The organism is Thiorhodococcus mannitoliphagus (assembly GCF_010915725.1).
Classification (GTDB): domain Bacteria; phylum Pseudomonadota; class Gammaproteobacteria; order Chromatiales; family Chromatiaceae; genus Thiorhodococcus; species Thiorhodococcus mannitoliphagus.
In genome coordinates, this window is record NZ_JAAIJR010000030.1 from 16,503 (window position 1) to 33,667 (window position 17,165).

At 63.3% G+C, this 17,165-nt stretch carries 21 protein-coding genes; 10 read left to right on the top strand and 11 right to left on the bottom strand.

What is annotated here, in order from left to right:
• Window positions 1-30 precede the first annotated feature (30 nt).
• Window positions 31-255: a 30S ribosomal protein S18 gene (gene rpsR, locus G3480_RS09385; RefSeq protein ID WP_164653615.1), complete on the bottom strand. Its 225-nt coding sequence runs from the start codon at window positions 253-255 to the stop codon at window positions 31-33.
• A 50-nt stretch (window positions 256-305) separates the two neighbouring features.
• Window positions 306-704 (bottom strand): 30S ribosomal protein S6, encoded by a 399-nt coding sequence (gene rpsF, locus G3480_RS09390; RefSeq protein WP_164653616.1) that lies wholly within the window; start codon window positions 702-704, stop codon window positions 306-308.
• Between the two features lie 205 nt (window positions 705-909).
• Between rpsF and G3480_RS09395 the strand changes: the two genes are divergently transcribed.
• On the top strand, window positions 910-1,395 hold the full coding sequence (locus tag G3480_RS09395; RefSeq protein WP_164653617.1) for a cyclic nucleotide-binding domain-containing protein: 486 nt from the start codon (window positions 910-912) through the stop codon (window positions 1,393-1,395).
• A gap of 349 nt (window positions 1,396-1,744) precedes the next feature.
• Here G3480_RS09395 and G3480_RS09400 read toward each other — a convergent pair whose 3' ends face one another.
• Window positions 1,745-2,233: a hypothetical protein gene (locus G3480_RS09400; protein WP_164653618.1), complete on the bottom strand. Its 489-nt coding sequence runs from the start codon at window positions 2,231-2,233 to the stop codon at window positions 1,745-1,747.
• A 202-nt stretch (window positions 2,234-2,435) separates the two neighbouring features.
• Between G3480_RS09400 and G3480_RS09405 the strand changes: the two genes are divergently transcribed.
• Window positions 2,436-2,648: a YgaP family membrane protein gene (locus tag G3480_RS09405; RefSeq protein WP_164653619.1), complete on the top strand. Its 213-nt coding sequence runs from the start codon at window positions 2,436-2,438 to the stop codon at window positions 2,646-2,648.
• 73 nt (window positions 2,649-2,721) lie between these two features.
• On the opposite strand, the gene G3480_RS09410 is transcribed toward G3480_RS09405, so the two are convergent.
• Entirely contained in the window at window positions 2,722-3,300 is a 579-nt protein-coding gene (locus G3480_RS09410; protein ID WP_164653620.1) for a hypothetical protein, read from the bottom strand.
• 194 nt (window positions 3,301-3,494) lie between these two features.
• Here G3480_RS09410 and G3480_RS09415 point away from each other — a divergent pair, with 194 nt between their 5' ends.
• The 8 genes from G3480_RS09415 (at window position 3,495) to ybaK (ending at window position 9,271) form a co-directional block, all read left to right on the top strand.
• Window positions 3,495-4,169 (top strand): Fe2+-dependent dioxygenase, encoded by a 675-nt coding sequence (locus tag G3480_RS09415; RefSeq protein ID WP_164653621.1) that lies wholly within the window; start codon window positions 3,495-3,497, stop codon window positions 4,167-4,169.
• Window positions 4,170-4,405: 236 nt separating this feature from the next.
• Window positions 4,406-4,966 (top strand): FmdB family zinc ribbon protein, encoded by a 561-nt coding sequence (locus G3480_RS09420; RefSeq protein ID WP_164653622.1) that lies wholly within the window; start codon window positions 4,406-4,408, stop codon window positions 4,964-4,966.
• A 110-nt stretch (window positions 4,967-5,076) separates the two neighbouring features.
• Window positions 5,077-5,616 (top strand): glycine cleavage system transcriptional repressor, encoded by a 540-nt coding sequence (locus G3480_RS09425; RefSeq protein WP_164653623.1) that lies wholly within the window; start codon window positions 5,077-5,079, stop codon window positions 5,614-5,616.
• 110 nt (window positions 5,617-5,726) lie between these two features.
• The gene (locus tag G3480_RS09430; protein WP_164653624.1) at window positions 5,727-6,200 is read left to right on the top strand and encodes a peroxiredoxin; all 474 of its coding nucleotides are present in this window, start codon (window positions 5,727-5,729) and stop codon (window positions 6,198-6,200) included.
• Window positions 6,201-6,282: 82 nt separating this feature from the next.
• The gene (locus G3480_RS09435; protein ID WP_164653625.1) at window positions 6,283-7,701 is read left to right on the top strand and encodes a PhoH family protein; all 1,419 of its coding nucleotides are present in this window, start codon (window positions 6,283-6,285) and stop codon (window positions 7,699-7,701) included.
• A gap of 6 nt (window positions 7,702-7,707) precedes the next feature.
• Window positions 7,708-8,166: a hypothetical protein gene (locus G3480_RS09440; RefSeq protein ID WP_164653626.1), complete on the top strand. Its 459-nt coding sequence runs from the start codon at window positions 7,708-7,710 to the stop codon at window positions 8,164-8,166.
• Between the two features lie 204 nt (window positions 8,167-8,370).
• Window positions 8,371-8,754 (top strand): DnaJ family domain-containing protein, encoded by a 384-nt coding sequence (locus tag G3480_RS09445; RefSeq protein WP_164653627.1) that lies wholly within the window; start codon window positions 8,371-8,373, stop codon window positions 8,752-8,754.
• Between the two features lie 34 nt (window positions 8,755-8,788).
• Window positions 8,789-9,271: a Cys-tRNA(Pro) deacylase gene (gene ybaK / locus G3480_RS09450; RefSeq protein WP_164653628.1), complete on the top strand. Its 483-nt coding sequence runs from the start codon at window positions 8,789-8,791 to the stop codon at window positions 9,269-9,271.
• A gap of 70 nt (window positions 9,272-9,341) precedes the next feature.
• On the opposite strand, the gene G3480_RS09455 is transcribed toward ybaK, so the two are convergent.
• The 7 genes from G3480_RS09455 to accD all read right to left on the bottom strand — a co-directional run bounded on the left by G3480_RS09455 (window position 9,342) and on the right by accD (window position 17,077).
• The gene (locus G3480_RS09455) at window positions 9,342-10,397 is read right to left on the bottom strand and encodes a phosphoglycerate mutase (RefSeq protein ID WP_164653629.1); all 1,056 of its coding nucleotides are present in this window, start codon (window positions 10,395-10,397) and stop codon (window positions 9,342-9,344) included.
• Between the two features lie 8 nt (window positions 10,398-10,405).
• Window positions 10,406-11,635, bottom strand: coding sequence for an O-succinylhomoserine sulfhydrylase (locus tag G3480_RS09460; protein ID WP_420824616.1), 1,230 nt, complete (start codon window positions 11,633-11,635; stop codon window positions 10,406-10,408).
• Window positions 11,613-13,127: an amidophosphoribosyltransferase gene (purF, locus tag G3480_RS09465; protein ID WP_164653630.1), complete on the bottom strand. Its 1,515-nt coding sequence runs from the start codon at window positions 13,125-13,127 to the stop codon at window positions 11,613-11,615. The genes G3480_RS09460 and purF overlap by 23 nt, the downstream gene beginning before the upstream one ends.
• Before the next feature lie 252 nt (window positions 13,128-13,379).
• Window positions 13,380-13,871: a CvpA family protein gene (locus G3480_RS09470; protein WP_164653631.1), complete on the bottom strand. Its 492-nt coding sequence runs from the start codon at window positions 13,869-13,871 to the stop codon at window positions 13,380-13,382.
• 133 nt (window positions 13,872-14,004) lie between these two features.
• Entirely contained in the window at window positions 14,005-14,727 is a 723-nt protein-coding gene (locus tag G3480_RS09475) for an SPOR domain-containing protein (RefSeq protein ID WP_164653632.1), read from the bottom strand.
• Window positions 14,728-14,827: 100 nt separating this feature from the next.
• A complete protein-coding gene (gene folC / locus G3480_RS09480; protein WP_164653633.1) occupies window positions 14,828-16,102 on the bottom strand; it encodes a bifunctional tetrahydrofolate synthase/dihydrofolate synthase in 1,275 nt (424 codons plus the stop codon).
• Between the two features lie 81 nt (window positions 16,103-16,183).
• Window positions 16,184-17,077: an acetyl-CoA carboxylase, carboxyltransferase subunit beta gene (accD, locus tag G3480_RS09485; RefSeq protein ID WP_164653634.1), complete on the bottom strand. Its 894-nt coding sequence runs from the start codon at window positions 17,075-17,077 to the stop codon at window positions 16,184-16,186.
• Between the last annotated feature and the right edge of the window lie 88 nt (window positions 17,078-17,165).

The window sequence follows — 17,165 nt, forward strand, 5'->3', positions numbered from 1 at the left end:
GGCGGACCGCTCCCGTCTCGACGCTGGATCTCAGTGACCGTCGGTGTAAGGCAGAAGCGCCAAATACCGGGCGCGTTTGACGGCCTGTGCGAGCTGGCGCTGATATTTTGCCGAGGTCCCCGTGATACGGCTCGGCACGATCTTGCCGGACTCGCTGACGTAGGCCTTCAGTAGGTTGAGATCCTTGTAGTCGATCTCGGTAATGCCTTCGGCGGTAAAGCGGCAGTAGCGCTTGCGGCGAAAAAAGCGGGACATGGTTCTCTCCGTGGATAGAGCTTGAGGTGTTGCACTCGACCAACGACGCGTCAGTCGTTGTCGTTCCTGGCACTGGACTCGCGACCTTCACTCGAATCGCCGTCGCTCCCTTCGGAGCGCTCACGCTCGTCGTTGCTCTTAGCGAGCGGCGACGGCTCAGTGACAGCGTTCTTGCGTTGGATAATCAGATTGCGCAGGACTGCGTCGTTGAAACGGAAGGTATTCTCAAGCTCGTCGATCGCCTCACGATCACATTCGACGTTCATCAGAATGTAGTGGGCCTTGTGCACCTTGTTGATCGGGTAAGCCAGCGGACGCCGCCCCCAATCCTCGATGCGATGGACCACACCGCCGCGTTTCTCCAGACTGCCCTGATAACGCTCGACCATGCCGGCCACCTGCTCGCTCTGGCTCGGATGCACCAGAAAAACTACTTCGTAGTGTCGCATTGCTGCTCCCTTCGGATTGGCAGCCTCCCGCGCAAGACGGTGAGGCAAGGAGTAACCCCTCGCTAAAGGGGTAATCGCCCATTATCTATTGCAAACGACAGAAATGCAAAGTCTTGACTCAGGCCAGTTGCGCCGGCTTGCCCTGGAGGCGCCTCTGGACCACACTCACGGGTACATCAGCAATTTAGAATATTTGAGGACTCAAATGAGCATAGAGCAAGACTTCGACTCGCTGCGCCGTTCTAGCTTGACCGCCAGCCTAGGCGACGAAGAGGTGTCCGCACTCGCCGGCATCGCCTGCTGCCGGCGGCTTGCGGACCAAGAGATCCTGATCCACGAGGGCAAGATCGACAACAGCCTCCACGTCATTACAGAGGGCGCGATCGCCGTCACTCGCGAGATGGGCAAGGGCGACTACACCACCATTCACGTCCTCAGGACTGGCGATCTGGCCGGCGAAATGGGCTTCATCAGCGGTCAGCCGCATACGGCGACCCTGAGATCGCTTGGGCGCACCCAGGTTTGCAGCTTCGAGCGGGAGGCATTCGAGCAGTTGCTGCCCGACCATCCTTGGCTGGTTTACCACGTCATGCAGAATATCGTGAAGGTGGGACAGGACATCTTGAGGCGGATGAACGCCCAACACGTTGAACTCACCAAGTACGTCAGCCGCTCTCACGCACTCTACTAAGCCGATTTCTGTCAAAGCTCATACCAGCTGACCTCAACACCTATGGGTTTCCCGAAATCAACCGGAACAGCCGCTCCAAGCCTGCGTAGCCAGGCCATCCTGGCCGGGTTTGCCAGGGCTAGATAAAACCGATAGGTGGTGAGCCAGCTGACCAGCTGACTTGTCTGGAGGCCCGCCTTCCGTATCGCACCGGCGGCGCTCCTTGAAGGTGAACCTCAGATTCGGCGCCTGGGTGTGGGATTTCCCGACAATCGCCTGGGCTCGGGGTTCTAACCCCGGGCCCGAAACTAAAGAAAGCAAGGTACGCTGAGGCGCGGGCAACCTGAGCCAAGGCATCTCCTAACGGAAGCTAGTTCTGGAGCGCGCGTGCCGCACCTTCCAGCCCCTGCTGCGCGCGCTCGAGGAGTTCGCGCCCCTGTTTCATCATCGCTTGCTTGATCGCCTGGGCGAGGCGCGGATTGCCGATGACCTCGCCGTTCAGACTCATACGGTAAGGCGATGTCGAATAGGCCGCCATGGGATTGGCCAGCGTGAGCGCGGTGTCATCGACAGCATCGTGCCGATAATGACAGGCCGCCTGCATCGCCTTGCGCGCGCCCCCAGTTCCCGCGGCATCGAAGCGCAAATGCACGATCAGCTCTTCCGACCGCCGCATCTCTGGACGCGCCTCCGTCCAAACCGGAGCCGCACCGCTCGGTAGCAGAGTCACCACCAAGTCTTTGCACAAGCCGATACGGACATCTTCGCCGGATCCCGAGCACCCCAGCGCCAGCAAGGTCACCGCCAAGACAACGGCGAGCCGCTTTGCCGCCTTCGACCAGGTCTTGTTTGAAGCCATCTTCACTCCCATTCCCAAGGCGCCGGCGAGCAAACCAAGGCTGCCGACCGACAACATATCGCAATCTCCACGACGGCGACCCTGAGTATAATGCGCGGGCACTTGACGACGGCAGTCATCCCACAGATTGGCTGCCGACCTCCGAGACGAGCCAAGCGCGTCTCCCGCCCCGAATCCTAGCCTTATCGAGAGGAGCTAATCTATGGCCCTGAACAAGAATGTTGGCCCGATGGACAAGAACATCCGCTTGGCCGCCGCTGGCGTGCTCATTCTGGCCGGTCTCATGGTGTCCTCCGTCACCATGAAGGTGGTGCTAACGGTCGCCGGCCTGATCGTCCTCGCAACCGCCATCTTGGGGGTTTGCCTCGCCTACATCCCCTTCAGCATCAACACCAATAAAGACGCGGACAGCTGACCTGGCTTACTGGGGCGCCCTGCGCCCCACCCCCCTCAACGACGCGAGCCCCAGGCCTCCGCAGATTCGAACGTCAACCTGCAAACGACCCAAGGAGTTCCTCGTAGCGCGCCTTGAAGGCTTGCTGGCGCAACCGCGATGCCTCTTCCTCGCTGCCGAGCGTCGGGGAGTCCCGCCAAGCACCCGAAGCCTGGTCGAGCACAGAAAAGCGGTAGCCCCGACCCACCTTGAAGACCTGGGTCACATCCTGCCCCGCCCGCTCCATAGCCTCAAGCTTACTCATGCCCGCAGAACTCGACTGAGCTGCGCGCGAAGGGCTCGGCCGGGACTCGGCAATGATGAAGGCGTTATTCTGAATCTCACCTTGGACGTCCAGTTCCACTGACTCGACCCCAGGCAGCCGTGCCAGGATATAACCCGCCATGAGCAGCCCGAGCTTCTCATTCTCGGTCTCGAGCGCGGTCAGCAGCTTGTCCGCCACGATCTGGCAGCGCTGCATGCGATCTGGCGCATCGACCCACTCACGGCTCATCTGCCAGCCGGCATCCATATCCTTGTCGAGCTGATCGAAGTACCCGCCCGCCTGCGCGACGAGCGAATCCGGCACGTTGAGCTGGTAGACCTGATCGTCGATGATCGCGTTGAGGATCATGTGGCGCCTCCAAATCCTGGTTGTCTTGACATGTATCAGTAGATTCCGATTCTCCTATGTTACGTCAAGCCTCTCCAGACCGGGTCCGCCTTGCGGACCGCATCTCTCTGCAGAGACGCTATGGTTCGGCGCGGAGACCGAAGCAACTGCCGCGCATCGCAGGCCCGTCCCGCCCAACCTAGGAGACTCAAGTCATGCTGCTCACCATCCCAGATCTCCTGAACGCCGCACAGCTCGACAAGATCCACGAGACCCTCGCCGACGCCCCCTTCATCGACGGCAAGGCCACCGCCGGCTTCGCGGCTTCACGCGTCAAGCGCAACGAAGAGCTGCGTCCAGACCCGGAGCGCATGCAGCGCCTGATCCGCATCCTCATGGCGAGTCTCGGCCACAACGAGCACTTCCGCCTCGGCGTGCTACCGCACAGGGTGTCCGACCCCATCTTTGCCCGCTACACGCCTGGCATGGCCTATGGCGAGCACGTCGACGATCCCATCATGGGCGCGGGCGGGCCACGCTTTCGCACGGATGTTTCAATGACCGTCTTTCTCAACGCCCCGGACACCTACGAGGGCGGCGAGCTGGTCATTCGCACGACGTTTGGTGACAAGCGCGTCAAGCTGCCCCCCGGGCATGCGGTCGTCTATCCCTCCTCAAGCCTGCACCAGGTCGCCGAGGTTCGGTCCGGCACGCGGTTGGTCGCGCTTGCCTGGATTCAGAGCTATGTGCGTGACCCCGCCCGTCGAGAGCTGCTTTATGAGCTGGGCCTTGCGCGGGAGCAGTTGCTCAAGGAGGCGGCCGGGACCGCAAAGAGCGGCTATGTCGACCGTTCCTACGCCAACCTACTGAGGATGTGGAGCGACCTCTGAGCTGCGACACTCCGAGGCCGGCAGATCAGGCCGCCAGCAAGCTGGCTCATGCCAAGCACCAGAGCAATCGGAGCCAAGACGGCAGGCGTCACCCGACTGAACAAGCGCTCGAGGAACGACTGGCGGAGACACCAAGCCCGGCGCCCTCTCATGGCTCGCCCGGCCTCCGCGCCCATCTCCCCGGCCAGCCACTGTATGGCTAAAATCCGCGGATCATTGATTCGGAGGTCTGCAAAATGCCTGTCTACGAGTTCTATTGTCCCGACTGTCACAGGATCTACAGCTTCTTCTCGCGCCGCGTCGACACGGAAACACGCCCCCAGTGCCCCAGCTGCGGCAAACCCGAGCTGGACCGCCAGGCAAGCCTCTTTGCCATCAGCTCAGGACGCGCGGAAAGCGACGACGCGGCCGGAGACGACGCCCTACCGGCCGGCATGGACGAGGAGAAGCTGATGAGCGCAATGGCCTCCATGGCCGGCGAACTCGAGCACCTCGACGATGAAGACCCCAAGCAGGCCGCTCAGGTCATGCGCAAGCTCTTCCAGGCCAGCGGCCTCAAGATGGGGGACGCCATGTCCGAGGCCATCCGGCGCATGGAGGCAGGCGAGGACCCCGATCAAATCGATGCCGAACTCGGCGACGTGCTCGAGGAGGAAGCCCCCTTCTCGGCCGGCGGCAGCCGCACCAGTGTCGAAGCGCTGAAGCAGATGCGTCGCGACCTGCTGCCACCCCAACGCGACAGCGCCTGGTATCCACTCCACGGCCAGGAGCCCACTCAAGAGGCACCCCGGGACTGAGTCACGCCAACCTCGCGAGCAGCTCCGCCCAATACGGCCGCCGCTGTCTCCGTGCTACACTCGGTGGTCAACAGATCCAGACCTCCACACCTCCGACCATCGGCAAGGACATGACCAGGCAGAAGACCTATCTCGTGATCTCCGCACTGGGTGAAGATCATCCGGGCATCGTCAACCAGCTCTCCAAGGCCGTGCTCGAGCACGATTGCAACATTGAGGACAGCCGCATGGCGGTCCTGGGCGGAGAGTTCGCCGCGATGCTGCTCGTCGAGGGCAAGTGGAACACCCTAGCCAAGATCGAGAATGCGCTGCCCGAGCTGGAACGCCAGCTCGGCATGATCATCGTCTCCAAGCGCACCGGCCAGCGCACGACCGAGGGCAACCTGCTGCCCTACGCCATCGATGTCGTCTCCATGGATCATCCGGGCATCGTCAACAACCTGGCTGGGTTCTTCGCCGAGCGCAACATCAACATCGAGGACATGGCCACCAGCACCTATGCCGCAGCCCACACGGGAACCCCCATGTTCTCGGTGCACATGACGATCGGCATTCCAGCCGACGTGCACATCGCGGCCTTGCGCGAGGAGTTCATGGATTACTGCGACGGCCTGAACCTGGATGCCGTCCTGGAGCCGCTCAAGAGCTGAGTCAGCGCATCGGTCTTCCTTAGAAAAACCCTGGTCGTCCCCACATTGGAGATCGATTCAGCGAACCCTCAATCGCTGTTCGACAGTCGACTGCATCGGAGACAATGACCATGACATTGAAGACCGGCGAGACCATTCCTGACATCGAACTCCCCGCTACCGGCGACAAGACCGTCAAGCTCTCGGACTATCGCGGCAAGTGCCTCGTCCTCTACTTCTACCCCAAGGCCAGCACCCCGGGCTGCACCCAGGAAGGACAGGACTTCCGCGATGCCATGGCTGCCTTCACCGCCGCGAACACCCAGATCCTCGGCGCCTCCCGGGATGGCATCAAGGCGCAGGAGAACTTCAAGGCCAAGCAGGCCTTCCCCTTCGACCTCCTGTCCGACAAGGAAGAAGTGCTGTGCAAGGCCTTCGACGTCATCAAGCTCAAGAAGATGTATGGCAAGGAGAGCCTCGGCGTGGAGCGCAGCACCTTCCTCATCGACGCGGACGGCGTACTGCGCCAGGAGTGGCGTGGCGTCAAGGTCAAGGGGCACGTGGAGGAAGTCCTCGCGGCCGCTCAAGCGCTGAGCACCGGCTAGCTCCAGTCCAGCGTCACAACATGGCCGGCCTGGCACCCCGGCCCACCCACCCCGCCCGGCACAGCGTCTGCCCAGAAGCCCAATGATCAAACGCGAAAACGACAAGCCCTGCCTCTTCGTCCTTGACACCAACGTGCTCATGCACGACCCCACCGCCCTCTTCCGCTTCCAGGAGCACGACGTCTTTCTGCCGATGGTGGTTCTCGAAGAACTCGACCGGGCCAAAAAGGGCATGTCGGAGGTCGCCCGCAATGTCCGCCAGGTCAGCCGCTTCCTCGACCAACTCATGAGCAATGCGGACAAAGAGGAGATCGACGCCGGGCTGCCGATCGGACCAGCCTCCAGCACCGGGGGCGGCATCATCGCCCCGGCGAGCGGGCGTCTCTTCTTCCAGACCGAGATTCTGACACTCAAGCTGCCCCAATCCTTGCCGGGCACCATCGCGGACAACAACATCCTCGGCACCGCGCAGGCGCTGCGCGAGGCGCGCACCGACCGCCAGGTCATCATCGTCTCCAAAGACATCAACCTGCGCATCAAAGCGGCGGTGCTGGGGATCCCCGCCGAGGACTACTCCAACGATCAAGTCCTGGATGACGCAGCCCTCCTCTACACCGGGCTCGAGGTGCTGCCCGATGATTTCTGGGAGCGCCATGAAAAGACCGTGGACGCCTGGAAAGAGGAAGGCCGAACCTTCTATCGAGTCGCCGGCCCAGATCTCGTCGACTGGTACACGGCTGAGTGCATCGCCCTGGGTGACGACGGCGCCTTCGAGGCCATGGTGCGAGAGAAGCGCTCCGAGACCGAGGCCATCATCGAGCTGGTAGACGACTATCGCCAGTCGCGTCGCAACGTGTGGGGCATCAACGCGCGCAACCGCGAGCAGAACTTCGCGCTGAACATGCTGATGAATCCCGAGCTGGATTTCGTCACCCTGCTCGGTGCCGCGGGCACCGGCAAGACGCTGCTCGCCTTGGCGGCAGGGCTGGCCCAGGTACTGGACCGCAATCTCTATCGCGAGATCATCATGACTCGGGTCACTGTACCCGTGGGTGAGGACATCGGCTTCCTGCCGGGGACGGAAGAAGAAAAGATGACGCCCTGGATGGGCGCGCTCATGGACAACCTGGAGGTCCTGACGCAGCCCGAGGGCGGCGACTGGGGCCGGGCCGCAACCAACGACCTCATCCGCAGCCGCATCCGCATCTCCTCGCTCAACTTCATGCGCGGCCGGACCTTCCTGAACAAGTACATCATCTTGGACGAGGCGCAGAACCTCACCGCCAAGCAGATGAAGACGCTCGTCACCCGCGCCGGACCCGGCACCAAGTTCGTCTGTCTCGGCAACATCAGCCAGATCGACACGCCTTATCTGACGGAGACCACCTCCGGTCTGACCTATGTCGTCGATCGCTTCAAGCACTGGCCGCACAGCGGGCACATCACCCTGATGCGCGGCGAGCGCTCGCGCCTCGCGGATTTCGCCTCGCAGGAACTCTAAGCACAGATGAGCACCCGGCCGGCCACCCCTGAGCTTGAACACTTCGTGCGCCACAGGCTGGGGTGTACTTGCCCCGCCGAGGTCTTCGAGCAGGTCGACGACGCGCCCTCAGCGCCCTCGCGCACCGCGGGAATCGACCGGCGTATCGCCATTGGCGGTCGCCTGCTGATCTACATCGTCGCGGCGGCCAGCGAGCGCGCAGCGCACTCCAAGATGGCGGATTGGATCCGCGCGGGACTCGCCGAGCGCGACGCCCTGGGCATGAACAGACTCCGCCTCGTCCTTGTCATGGATGAACTCACAGGGGAGGAGCAAGGAGCGATTGAAGCAACCTTTGAGCGCCTCATCGCGGAGACCGACGACCGCGTCCATCTGCATCTTCTCGACACCGCATCCGCTTCCGACTTAGCAAGTGTCCATCAATTGTTTCCCGATGCGAGCGATGCCGCCCGAAATCCCCCCTAGCCCCCCTTTGCGAAAGGGGGGAAGTTGTTGATGGACGCTTTCTTACTGACGCAATAGTGCTGCGCAACGAGGCCTTGCCTTTCAGCGCGCCGGAAAAGAGAGCGAAAGACAGATCGCGCCCCCTATCAAGATGCCCGAGGATCCATCTCTCTCATCGACGCACGACGCACGACGCAACGCCAGAGACCCGACAAAGAGCCCTCCATGGACATCATCGACCAGCTGGCAGAGCAGCACATCAAAGCCGCCATTGAGCGTGGTGAGCTGAGCGGCTTGTCCGGCGAGGGCCGCCCCTTGCCGGACGAGGATCTTTCGATGGTGCCAGAGCACCTCCGCGCCGGCTATCGTCTGCTCAAGAACGCGGGCTATTTGCCGCCCGAACTCGAGACACTGCGCGCCATCAAGGACACGGAGGCGCTGCTGGCCCGGATTCATGAGCCGGAAGCGCGTGAGCGCAAGCTGCGACATCTGCGCCTCTTGGAGCTGCGGCTCCAAGAAAGCCGGGGGCATGGCCTCGGGCAGGTCGTCCAGCAGCAGTATCAGGACCGACTCAGCCAAGCCTTGGCGCCCGACACCGACTCCGATTGAACAAGTGCGATCCAGATCAGTCCAAGTCGCCCCAATGAAACCCGCCAAAGCGCCCGTCACCCAAGCCATCCGCGTCCTCCGCAGCGCCAAGATCCCCTTCGAGGGACACCTCTACGACTACGTCGATGGCGGAGGAACCAGCGACTCTGCACGCCAGCTCGACGTGGATGAGCACAGCGTCATCAAGACCCTCATCATGGAGGATGACACCAAGCGCCCCATGATCGTGCTGATGCATGGCGACCGGCAGGTCTCGACACAGGCGCTGGCGCGTGCCATCGGTGTCAAGCGCGTCTCACCCTGCGATCCCAACGTGGCGGACAAACATTCAGGGTATCAGGTCGGCGGTACCTCGCCCTTCGGCACCCGTCGCAGCATGCCCGTCTACTGCGAGCAGGGCATCGCCGAGCTGCCACGGATCTACATCAACGGCGGCAAACGCGGCTACATCATCAGGCTGGCAACGGCGGATGCATTCCGCATCCTGCAGCCGACACTGGTCAGCATGGCGGCCTAGGTCACGCTGGACATCGGCAGGGAAGCACGACCTTGGCCGTAGCCGGCGAGCCTTCGAGCCCGCCCTCCTGTCAGCCCGAAAGCGGCGCGACCTGGGCTGCCCGCGCGCTCAAGAGACGCCGCAGTCCGCCGCGGCGCCAGAAGCGGCGCAGGCGACTTGGCGTCATGCTCCAGCAGCGTCCGTCGCAGGGATCGAGCTGGATACTCGACAGACCAGCACCGCGCAGCTGGGCGTCGATCTCCGCGCAGCGCGCCTCGAGGGCCTCTAGACCCAGCTGCCAGGCATCGAGATCCCGATCGCGAAGCGCCCGCCAAAGGGCATCCTCGAAGACCAGCGCATTGCCCGCACCCAAGATCGACGCACCCGTGCCGCCGCTCGCCGGGAGCTGCTGACCACCGCCCAGCCGCGAGAGTCCGCGAATCAGAGGGTGGTCGCCGATGAGAAGGGACGGCGGATTCACCGGGGGCGCTGGCAGCCGCCCTCCCCCCCAGGCCCAGAGGCCATTGAGCATGGGGCGGCCACGCGACTCGCACACTGCGTTGACGGGGTGCGCGTGGAAGAGCATCTGCACTTCGTTCATGAGCCGCATCCATTCGGAGAGCCTCGGTCCTTCAGGCAGGTGCGCCAGCATCGGCTGCCCCTGCACCTGATGGAGCGGGACTGTGCGCAACCCCGGATCCTTCGGCACACGCAGATACCAGCGCCCGGGCGTGGGCGCGACGAGCAACAGGTGGTCATCCGCGAAGTGCAGGTTGAAGGCTTCGACGAGTGCCTGCGCTTCTTCCTGGGACGGCTGGAGGTCATCGCCCGCAAAGACCAAGAGCTGATCACGGTCCGGACGCAGATGAACCGGGTCGGCATGCATCCAATAGCCGCCGAGATCCGCGCTTGGGTCATCGCCGAGGAGACAAATGGGGCCGGTCGGCGGGGCTTGGTCGGGGGTCGAATGCAGCCCGAATGCCTCTAGAACCGCGTGGTCAGGGTCGCGTCTCTCACCATGGGAGACCTGCCCCCGACCCAGCCAAAGATCCAGCACGGGCGTTCGCGGAAGCCTCTCGGGAATGCAGGGCAGCGGTCCAACCAAGCCGGGGCAGATGACCGTGACGCCGTTCGTGCACTGAGACATGCCGTCGATCAGAGCCCGGACAAGCCGCGGGCGAGATCCGCTTGGATGTCGGAGACGTCCTCCAGTCCGACGGCGACGCGCAAGAGCCCGTCAGCGATACCGGCGGTAACGCGCTCCTCAGGTGACAGCCGGCCATGGGTCGTGGTCGCCGGGTGTGTGATGGTCGTCTTGGCATCCCCGAGGTTTGCGGTGATTGAGATCATGCGGGTGGCGTCGACCACACGCCAAGCGCCCACCTGTCCGCCGCGGACATCGAAGGCAAGGATGCCGCCGCCGGTCCGTTGCTGGTCGCCAACCAGCCGATGCTGCGGATGATCGGCGCGACCTGGGTAATAGACCCGCTCGACGGCAGCCTGGGTCGAGAGCCAATCAGCGAGTTGGGCGGCACCTCGGGAGTGCGCCAGCATGCGCAGCTCCAAGGTCTCGAGCCCCTTGAGGAAGACCCAGGCGTTGAAGGGGCTCATGGTCGGGCCAGCCGTGCGCAGAACGCCGAAGACCTCTTCGCCGACCAGCTTCTTATCACCCACGACGGCCCCGCCCACGCAGCGTCCCTGGCCGTCCAGAAACTTGGTTGCCGAGTGGATAACGATGTCCGCTCCCAAGTCCAGAGGGCGCTGCAACGCCGGTGTGCAGAAGCAGTTGTCGACGACGAGCAGGCAGCCGTGGCGATGCGCGATCTCGGCGAGCCGCCGCAGATCGACCATCTCGGTCAGCGGATTCGAGGGTGTTTCGCAGAAGAGGATGCGCGTGCGCGCATCCATGGCGGCCTCCCAGGCATCCAACTCGCTCAGCGGCACATAGCTGGTTTGGATGCCGAAGCGTGCCAGATACTTGTTGAACAGCATGGTGGTGCTGCCGAAGAGACTGCACGAGGAGAGGATGCGGTCGCCCGTCTTGAGCAGACCCATGCAGGTCGCCAGGATCGCACTCATGCCGGAGGCAGTCGCAACGCAAGCCTCTCCACCCTCCAGGCTCGCGAGCCGCTGCTCGAAGGCACGCACCGTGGGATTGGTGAAGCGCGAATAGATGTTGCCTTGGAGATCGCCGGAAAAGCGGGCCGCAGCCTCGGCGGCGCTGTCGAAGACGAAGCTGGAGGTCGCAAAGATGGGCTCGCTGTGCTCACCCTCGGGGGTACGCAGATGGCCTGTCCGAATCGCGCGCGTGGCGAAACCGGACTTGGCGTCGAAATCCTCGGGTGCGCTCAAATCCGCGTCGTCACTCTGAGTTGTAAAGGTCAATCGCAGCCTCGTCGGCGCACTTGTGGCTCTCTTTCGCGCAGTCGTTGCGACGCGCCTCGAGCGCTTCGAGATACTCGGGCGTCACGTCTCCCGTCACATACTCACCGTCGAACACAGAGGTATCGAAGCGGTCGACATGCGACTTGCCCTTCTTCTGCACGGCCTCGATGAGGTCGTCAAGGTCCTGAAAGATCAGACCATCCGTACCAAGCTCGCGCGCGACCTCGTCCTCGGATCTGCCAGAGGCGATCAGCTCACTCGCAACGGGCATATCGATGCCGTAGACGTTGGGAAATCGCACGGGCGGCGCGGCCGACGCAAAGTAGACGCGATGGGCCCCGGCATCACGTGCCATCTGGATGATCTGCTGCGAGGTCGTCCCGCGCACAATGGAGTCGTCGACCAAGAGCACGCTCTTTTTGCGGAACTCAAGATCGATGGCATTGAGCTTTTGCCGCACAGACTTCTTGCGCACCTTCTGTCCCGGCATGATAAAGGTCCGCCCGATATAGCGGTTCTTGATGAAGCCCTCGGCGTAGCTGATTCCCAGTTGATTGGCGAGCTGCAGGGCGGCAGTGCGGCTGGTGTCCGGCACCGGGATGACGACGTCGATGTCGAGATTCGACCACTCGCGCTTGATCTTGGCCGCGAGCTTCTTGCCCATTCTCGAGCGTGACTTGTGTACTGAAATGTTGTCGATGATGGAGTCCGGGCGGGCGAAATAGACGAACTCGAAGATGCAAGGCGAGAGCTGCGTCTGAGCCGCACATTGACGCGTATGGAGCTCGCCATCGACCGAGATGAACACCGCCTCGCCCGGCGCGACATCACCAACGAGCTTGAAGCCAATGGTATCCAGCGCGACGCTCTCCGAGGCGATCATGTACTCCGCCCCATCAGGCGTCTCGCGACGCCCATAGACCAGCGGACGAATCCCGTACGGATCGCGGAAACCAAAGACGCCAAAGCCTGGAATCATGGCCACGGCGGCATAGCCCCCGCGACAGCGCCGATGTACCCCGGCCACGGCACGGAAGACATCTTGCTCATTGATCCGCAACTTACCCTGGATCTGCAGCTCGTGGGCGAAGATGTTCAGCAAGATCTCGGAGTCAGACTCCGTGTTCAGGTGGCGCAAATCGTCGACGAGGAGGTCACGCTTGAGGTCTTCGGCGTTGGTGAGATTGCCGTTGTGCGCCAGCACGATGCCATAGGGCGAATTGACGTAGAAGGGCTGCGCCTCCGCCGAACTCGATGCACCCGCAGTGGGGTAGCGCACGTGGCCGACACCCATGGCCCCCAGCAGGCGGATCATATGGCGGGTTTGGAAGACATCCCGCGCGAGGCCGTTGTCTTTGCGTAGATGAAGCTTGTCACCATGGCAGGTCACAATCCCCGCCGCGTCCTGCCCGCGATGCTGGAGCACCAAGAGCGCGTCGTAGAGGGATTGATTGACCGGACTTTTGCCGACGATTCCGACGATACCGCACATGAAGAGAACCCTCGCCTGCGCCTCACCCGGCGGTCAGACGCAATTGATCGAGAGCGAAGCAGGGTAACCTACGCAGGCCCGAGCCATCAACTCGTTCAGATAATCTCACCACCTATCGGTTTTATGTAGCCAGGGCTTCCAGCCCTGGCAAACCAGGCCAGGATGGCCTGGCTACGCAGGCTTGGAGCGGCTGTTCCGGTTGATTTCGGGAAACCGATAGGTGTTGAGGATAATCGGCATCGCGCGATCAGCTCAGATCTCTTTGAGCCTGACCTGCAGCTCCGGAGGCACCATGCTCAGCATCCAGCCGGCCATCCCCTGAAAATCGTCGATGAGCCCAGACTCGCCCCACCACTGCTCCGAAGGCAGAGGCGTTAGCGCCACCAGGAAGACCGCCATCGCCACAATGACGGCCCCACGGGCACCGCCGAAGAAGAGACCCAAGAGCCGGTCGGTGCCGGTGAGGCCCGCCTTGTCGACGAGTGCCGTCAAGAGCGCGCCAAAGAGCGCGCCAAAGAGCAGCGTCAGCAGCACGAGCCCAACGAAGGCGACCGCGACGCGCAACTCCGGCTGTGAAAGTTGGGCGGTCAGGAGATCGGCAGCGTCTGCATGAAAGACCCAGGCGACAACCAACGCCAAGACCCAAACCCCGAGGGAAACCACTTCACGAACCAGGCCTCGGGCGAGCCCAACCAAAGCTGACAGCACGATAATGGCGATGATGCTGTAGTCGACCCAGTTCATTCGGACTCCTGAAAATTGACTGCGCTGGCTTGAAGCATGGACTCTTGGACGGGACCGCCGGCGCGCTCTCGGCGCCATCTATGGGCTGACGAGGAGAGCGGGCAAGAAGGCCGCCGAGCTATGGGTAGCCGAGCTACGGGTAGCGTTGAATCAAGGTATCGAGCTTCTGCTGCTGACGAAGCATTGCGGCGGCCCGCTCGGCCGCGTCGCGGTTGACCTCTGGACCAACGCGCACTCGATAAAAGGTCTTGCCGCGGACTTCGGCCTTCTCGACGAAGGCGGTGAAGCCGGCTGCTTTGAGCTTATCGGCAAGATTGGTCGCCGAGGCGGACGACCCGAGGCTCGCCACTTGCACGACCCAAGACGGCACCCCCTCGGCTGGGGGCGGCGGAGGCGGAACTGGGGGCGCTGCCGGCTTCGGCTCAGGTTTGGCGCGCGGCGTTGGGGCAGCGCGCTCGGGCGCGGCTGTCACGGCCGGCGCTGCCGGTCTCTCGGTGGATGAGGCCCGCGAAGCCGACTCGGCCGGCGCAGGCTCGGGCACATCGGTATTGCCAATCTGGCCAGGCTGCAGGCCGTCAAAATCCGTTTCCGGTCGCGGGAGCGAGTCCGGAGGAGGCAGGTCGAGCGGTGCGCTCTCGGCACCTAAATCGGTGACCGAGTCCTCACCGCTCTGATCAGACAGCGGGATGTCGAGGTCCGCTTCGAACGGGGTGTCAAAGCCCGGCTCATCAGGAAGCAGCGCTTGGCTCAGGGGTGGTGCCAGCGATTCGTCCTCGAACAGCATAGGCACAAAGATCACCGCCAGAGCGACGATGACGACCGCACCGACCAAACGTCTCTTGGCTCCTTCTCGCATAGATCCTCACCGAATTGCCTAGGGCTGTCTCGTCGCCCACGCTTTGAAGTCAAGCCCCGCGCGTGAGGGCGCCGGCCAGTATAACCCGTGAGCCATGGCTTCAGATACCGCCTGCTCGGCGTAAGGCCTGACCCACGGTCGTAAAGGAGCCGACCACCAAGAGACAATCGCCCGGCCTCGAAGCCGCGAGCGCATGCTCGATGGCCGAGTCGACGCCCAGGAAGCCGCCCGCGATTGAGCGGCCCAAGAGGCTTTCGAGCCGCTGCCCGAGTTCATCGACGGGCATGGCGCGCGCGTCGTCACTTTGCGCCAGATACCAATCAGCGACGAAGGGGCGCAGCGGCTCGACGATGGCTTCCGGGAGCTTGTCGCCAAGGACTGCCAAGACCGCACGCAAGGAGCCGTCGCAGCGAAAACCGCTCAGGTTGGCCGCCAGCGCCCCGGCGGCCTCAGCATTGTGGGCGACATCCAGAATCCAGGTCACCTCACCGGGCACGATCTGGAAACGCCCTGGCAGCAAGGCACGTCCGAGACCAGCACGGAGCGCAGCCGCGGAGATGGGCAGGCGCTCCGCCAAGCACTGCAGCGCAGTGATGGCGCTCGCCGCGTTGTCGAGCTGAAAGCCGCCACGCATGGCCGGAAGCGGCAGCGCGAGGCGCCTGCCACCAAGTCCGCGCAGGATCCAACCGGCATCGGCCGATTCGACGACCATCTCCCGACCGAGCTGAATCGGCTGGGCGCAAGCGTCCTCGGCTGCTTGCCTCAAGGCCGCCGGGGCATCGCGCTGCCCGATGATCGCCGGACGCCCGGGGCGAAAGATCCCGGCCTTCTCGCGCGCGATCGCATCCAGACTCTCGCCGAGCCAGGCGGTGTGATCGAGGCCGATGCTGGTAACCACGGATACGTCGGAATCGCTGATGTTGACCGCGTCCAGGCGCCCCCCGAGTCCAACCTCGAGCACCACAAGGTCCGGTTGCTCGCGCGCGAAAATGTCCAATGCCGCGACTGTGCCGAACTCGAAATAGGTCAGCGCCACGGCTTCGCGCGCTGCCTCAACACGCTCGAAGGCACTGCAAAGGACTTCGTCAGAGACGGGCTTGCCCGCGAGCTTGACGCGCTCGTTGTAATCGACCAAATGGGGCGAGCTGTAGCTGCCGCAGCGATAGCCGGCGGCGAGCGCCATGGCCTCGATCATCGCAACGCAGGAACCTTTGCCGTTGGTGCCCCCGACGGTGATGACGGGAAACCCGAGCGGCTCCGGCCTGAGCCGCCGCCAGACCTGGCTGACGCGCTCCAGCCCAAGGGCTGTGTGCTGCGGGTGGATGCAAAGCTGCCACTCCAACCAAGCCTGCAAACCGACCGGGCCTGCCCTCATGGGCACCCGTTCAGGGTCTCCGTCGGATCCGGCGCCCTGGCTGTCGGAATCGCCCTGCCCCCTGCTCACCATGCCTCGCGGTCAGACCGGAACGACCGTGCGGCAATAGCGCGGCCGCGCGGAGAGGATCGCCAGCAGGTCGGCGATACGCTCGCGAAGATCGCGGCGATCGATGATCATGTCGAGCGCGCCCTTTTCCAGAAGGAACTCGCTGCGCTGGAAGCCTTCGGGAAGCTTCTCGCGCACCGTCTGCTCGATCACTCGCGGACCGGCGAAGCCGATCAGTGCATTGGGCTCGGCGATGTTGATGTCGCCGAGCATGGCGAGACTCGCGGAGACGCCGCCCATGGTCGGGTCCGTCATCACCGAGACGAAGGGCAGCGACCGCTCGCGCATCTTGCCGAGCGCCGCACTGGTCTTGGCCATCTGCATCAGGGAGAAGAGGCTCTCTTGCATGCGCGCACCACCGCTGGCCGAGAAGCACACATAGGCCGAATTCTGCTCCAATGCGGCCTCCACGCCGCGCACGAAGCGCTCACCGACGACGGAGCCCATGGAGCCGCCCATGAAGCTGAACTCGAAGGCCGCGGCTACGATGGGAGTCTCCTTGAGCGCACCGCGCATCACGACCATAGCCTCCTTTTCGGAGGACTGTTTCTGCGCCTGGCTGATCCGGTCCTTGTACTTCTTGAGATCCTTGAACTTGAGCGGGTCTAGCGATTCGAGGCTCTCGCCGATCTCCTGGCGCCCTTCGGGATCAAGGAAGGCCTCAAGACGCTTGCGCGCGGTCAGCCGACTATGGTGGCCACACTTCGGGCAGACTTCGAGATTCCGCTCGAGTTCGGCGCGATAGAGGATGGCGTGGCAGCCCGGGCACTTGGCCCAAACGCCCTCTGGGACAGCCCGCTTGGTGCTGGCCTCGATTCGAATGCGGCTCGGGATGAGCTTCTCGAACCAACTCTTACCCTTGTCCATCGCCTGTTTCAATGTGCCACCTGCTTGGGTCTGGTCTTGTTATATCTGAGTTCCGCGCGTCGGCGGAAAGGCCGCACTGGAGTGATGA

Excerpts from the sequence above, each read along its gene's own strand:
- rpsR (WP_164653615.1), bottom strand. The coding sequence starts at position 255 with ATGTCCCGCTTTTTTCGCCGCAAGCGCTACTGCCGCTTTACCGCCGAA.
- rpsF (WP_164653616.1), bottom strand. The coding sequence starts at position 704 with ATGCGACACTACGAAGTAGTTTTTCTGGTGCATCCGAGCCAGAGCGAG.
- G3480_RS09395 (WP_164653617.1), top strand. The coding sequence starts at position 910 with ATGAGCATAGAGCAAGACTTCGACTCGCTGCGCCGTTCTAGCTTGACC.
- G3480_RS09400 (WP_164653618.1), bottom strand. The coding sequence starts at position 2,233 with ATGGCTTCAAACAAGACCTGGTCGAAGGCGGCAAAGCGGCTCGCCGTT.
- G3480_RS09405 (WP_164653619.1), top strand. The coding sequence starts at position 2,436 with ATGGCCCTGAACAAGAATGTTGGCCCGATGGACAAGAACATCCGCTTG.
- G3480_RS09410 (WP_164653620.1), bottom strand. The coding sequence starts at position 3,300 with ATGATCCTCAACGCGATCATCGACGATCAGGTCTACCAGCTCAACGTG.
- G3480_RS09415 (WP_164653621.1), top strand. The coding sequence starts at position 3,495 with ATGCTGCTCACCATCCCAGATCTCCTGAACGCCGCACAGCTCGACAAG.
- G3480_RS09420 (WP_164653622.1), top strand. The coding sequence starts at position 4,406 with ATGCCTGTCTACGAGTTCTATTGTCCCGACTGTCACAGGATCTACAGC.
- G3480_RS09425 (WP_164653623.1), top strand. The coding sequence starts at position 5,077 with ATGACCAGGCAGAAGACCTATCTCGTGATCTCCGCACTGGGTGAAGAT.
- G3480_RS09430 (WP_164653624.1), top strand. The coding sequence starts at position 5,727 with ATGACATTGAAGACCGGCGAGACCATTCCTGACATCGAACTCCCCGCT.
- G3480_RS09435 (WP_164653625.1), top strand. The coding sequence starts at position 6,283 with ATGATCAAACGCGAAAACGACAAGCCCTGCCTCTTCGTCCTTGACACC.
- G3480_RS09440 (WP_164653626.1), top strand. The coding sequence starts at position 7,708 with ATGAGCACCCGGCCGGCCACCCCTGAGCTTGAACACTTCGTGCGCCAC.
- G3480_RS09445 (WP_164653627.1), top strand. The coding sequence starts at position 8,371 with ATGGACATCATCGACCAGCTGGCAGAGCAGCACATCAAAGCCGCCATT.
- ybaK (WP_164653628.1), top strand. The coding sequence starts at position 8,789 with ATGAAACCCGCCAAAGCGCCCGTCACCCAAGCCATCCGCGTCCTCCGC.
- G3480_RS09455 (WP_164653629.1), bottom strand. The coding sequence starts at position 10,397 with ATGTCTCAGTGCACGAACGGCGTCACGGTCATCTGCCCCGGCTTGGTT.
- purF (WP_164653630.1), bottom strand. The coding sequence starts at position 13,127 with ATGTGCGGTATCGTCGGAATCGTCGGCAAAAGTCCGGTCAATCAATCC.
- G3480_RS09470 (WP_164653631.1), bottom strand. The coding sequence starts at position 13,871 with ATGAACTGGGTCGACTACAGCATCATCGCCATTATCGTGCTGTCAGCT.
- G3480_RS09475 (WP_164653632.1), bottom strand. The coding sequence starts at position 14,727 with ATGCGAGAAGGAGCCAAGAGACGTTTGGTCGGTGCGGTCGTCATCGTC.
- folC (WP_164653633.1), bottom strand. The coding sequence starts at position 16,102 with ATGAGGGCAGGCCCGGTCGGTTTGCAGGCTTGGTTGGAGTGGCAGCTT.
- accD (WP_164653634.1), bottom strand. The coding sequence starts at position 17,077 with ATGGACAAGGGTAAGAGTTGGTTCGAGAAGCTCATCCCGAGCCGCATT.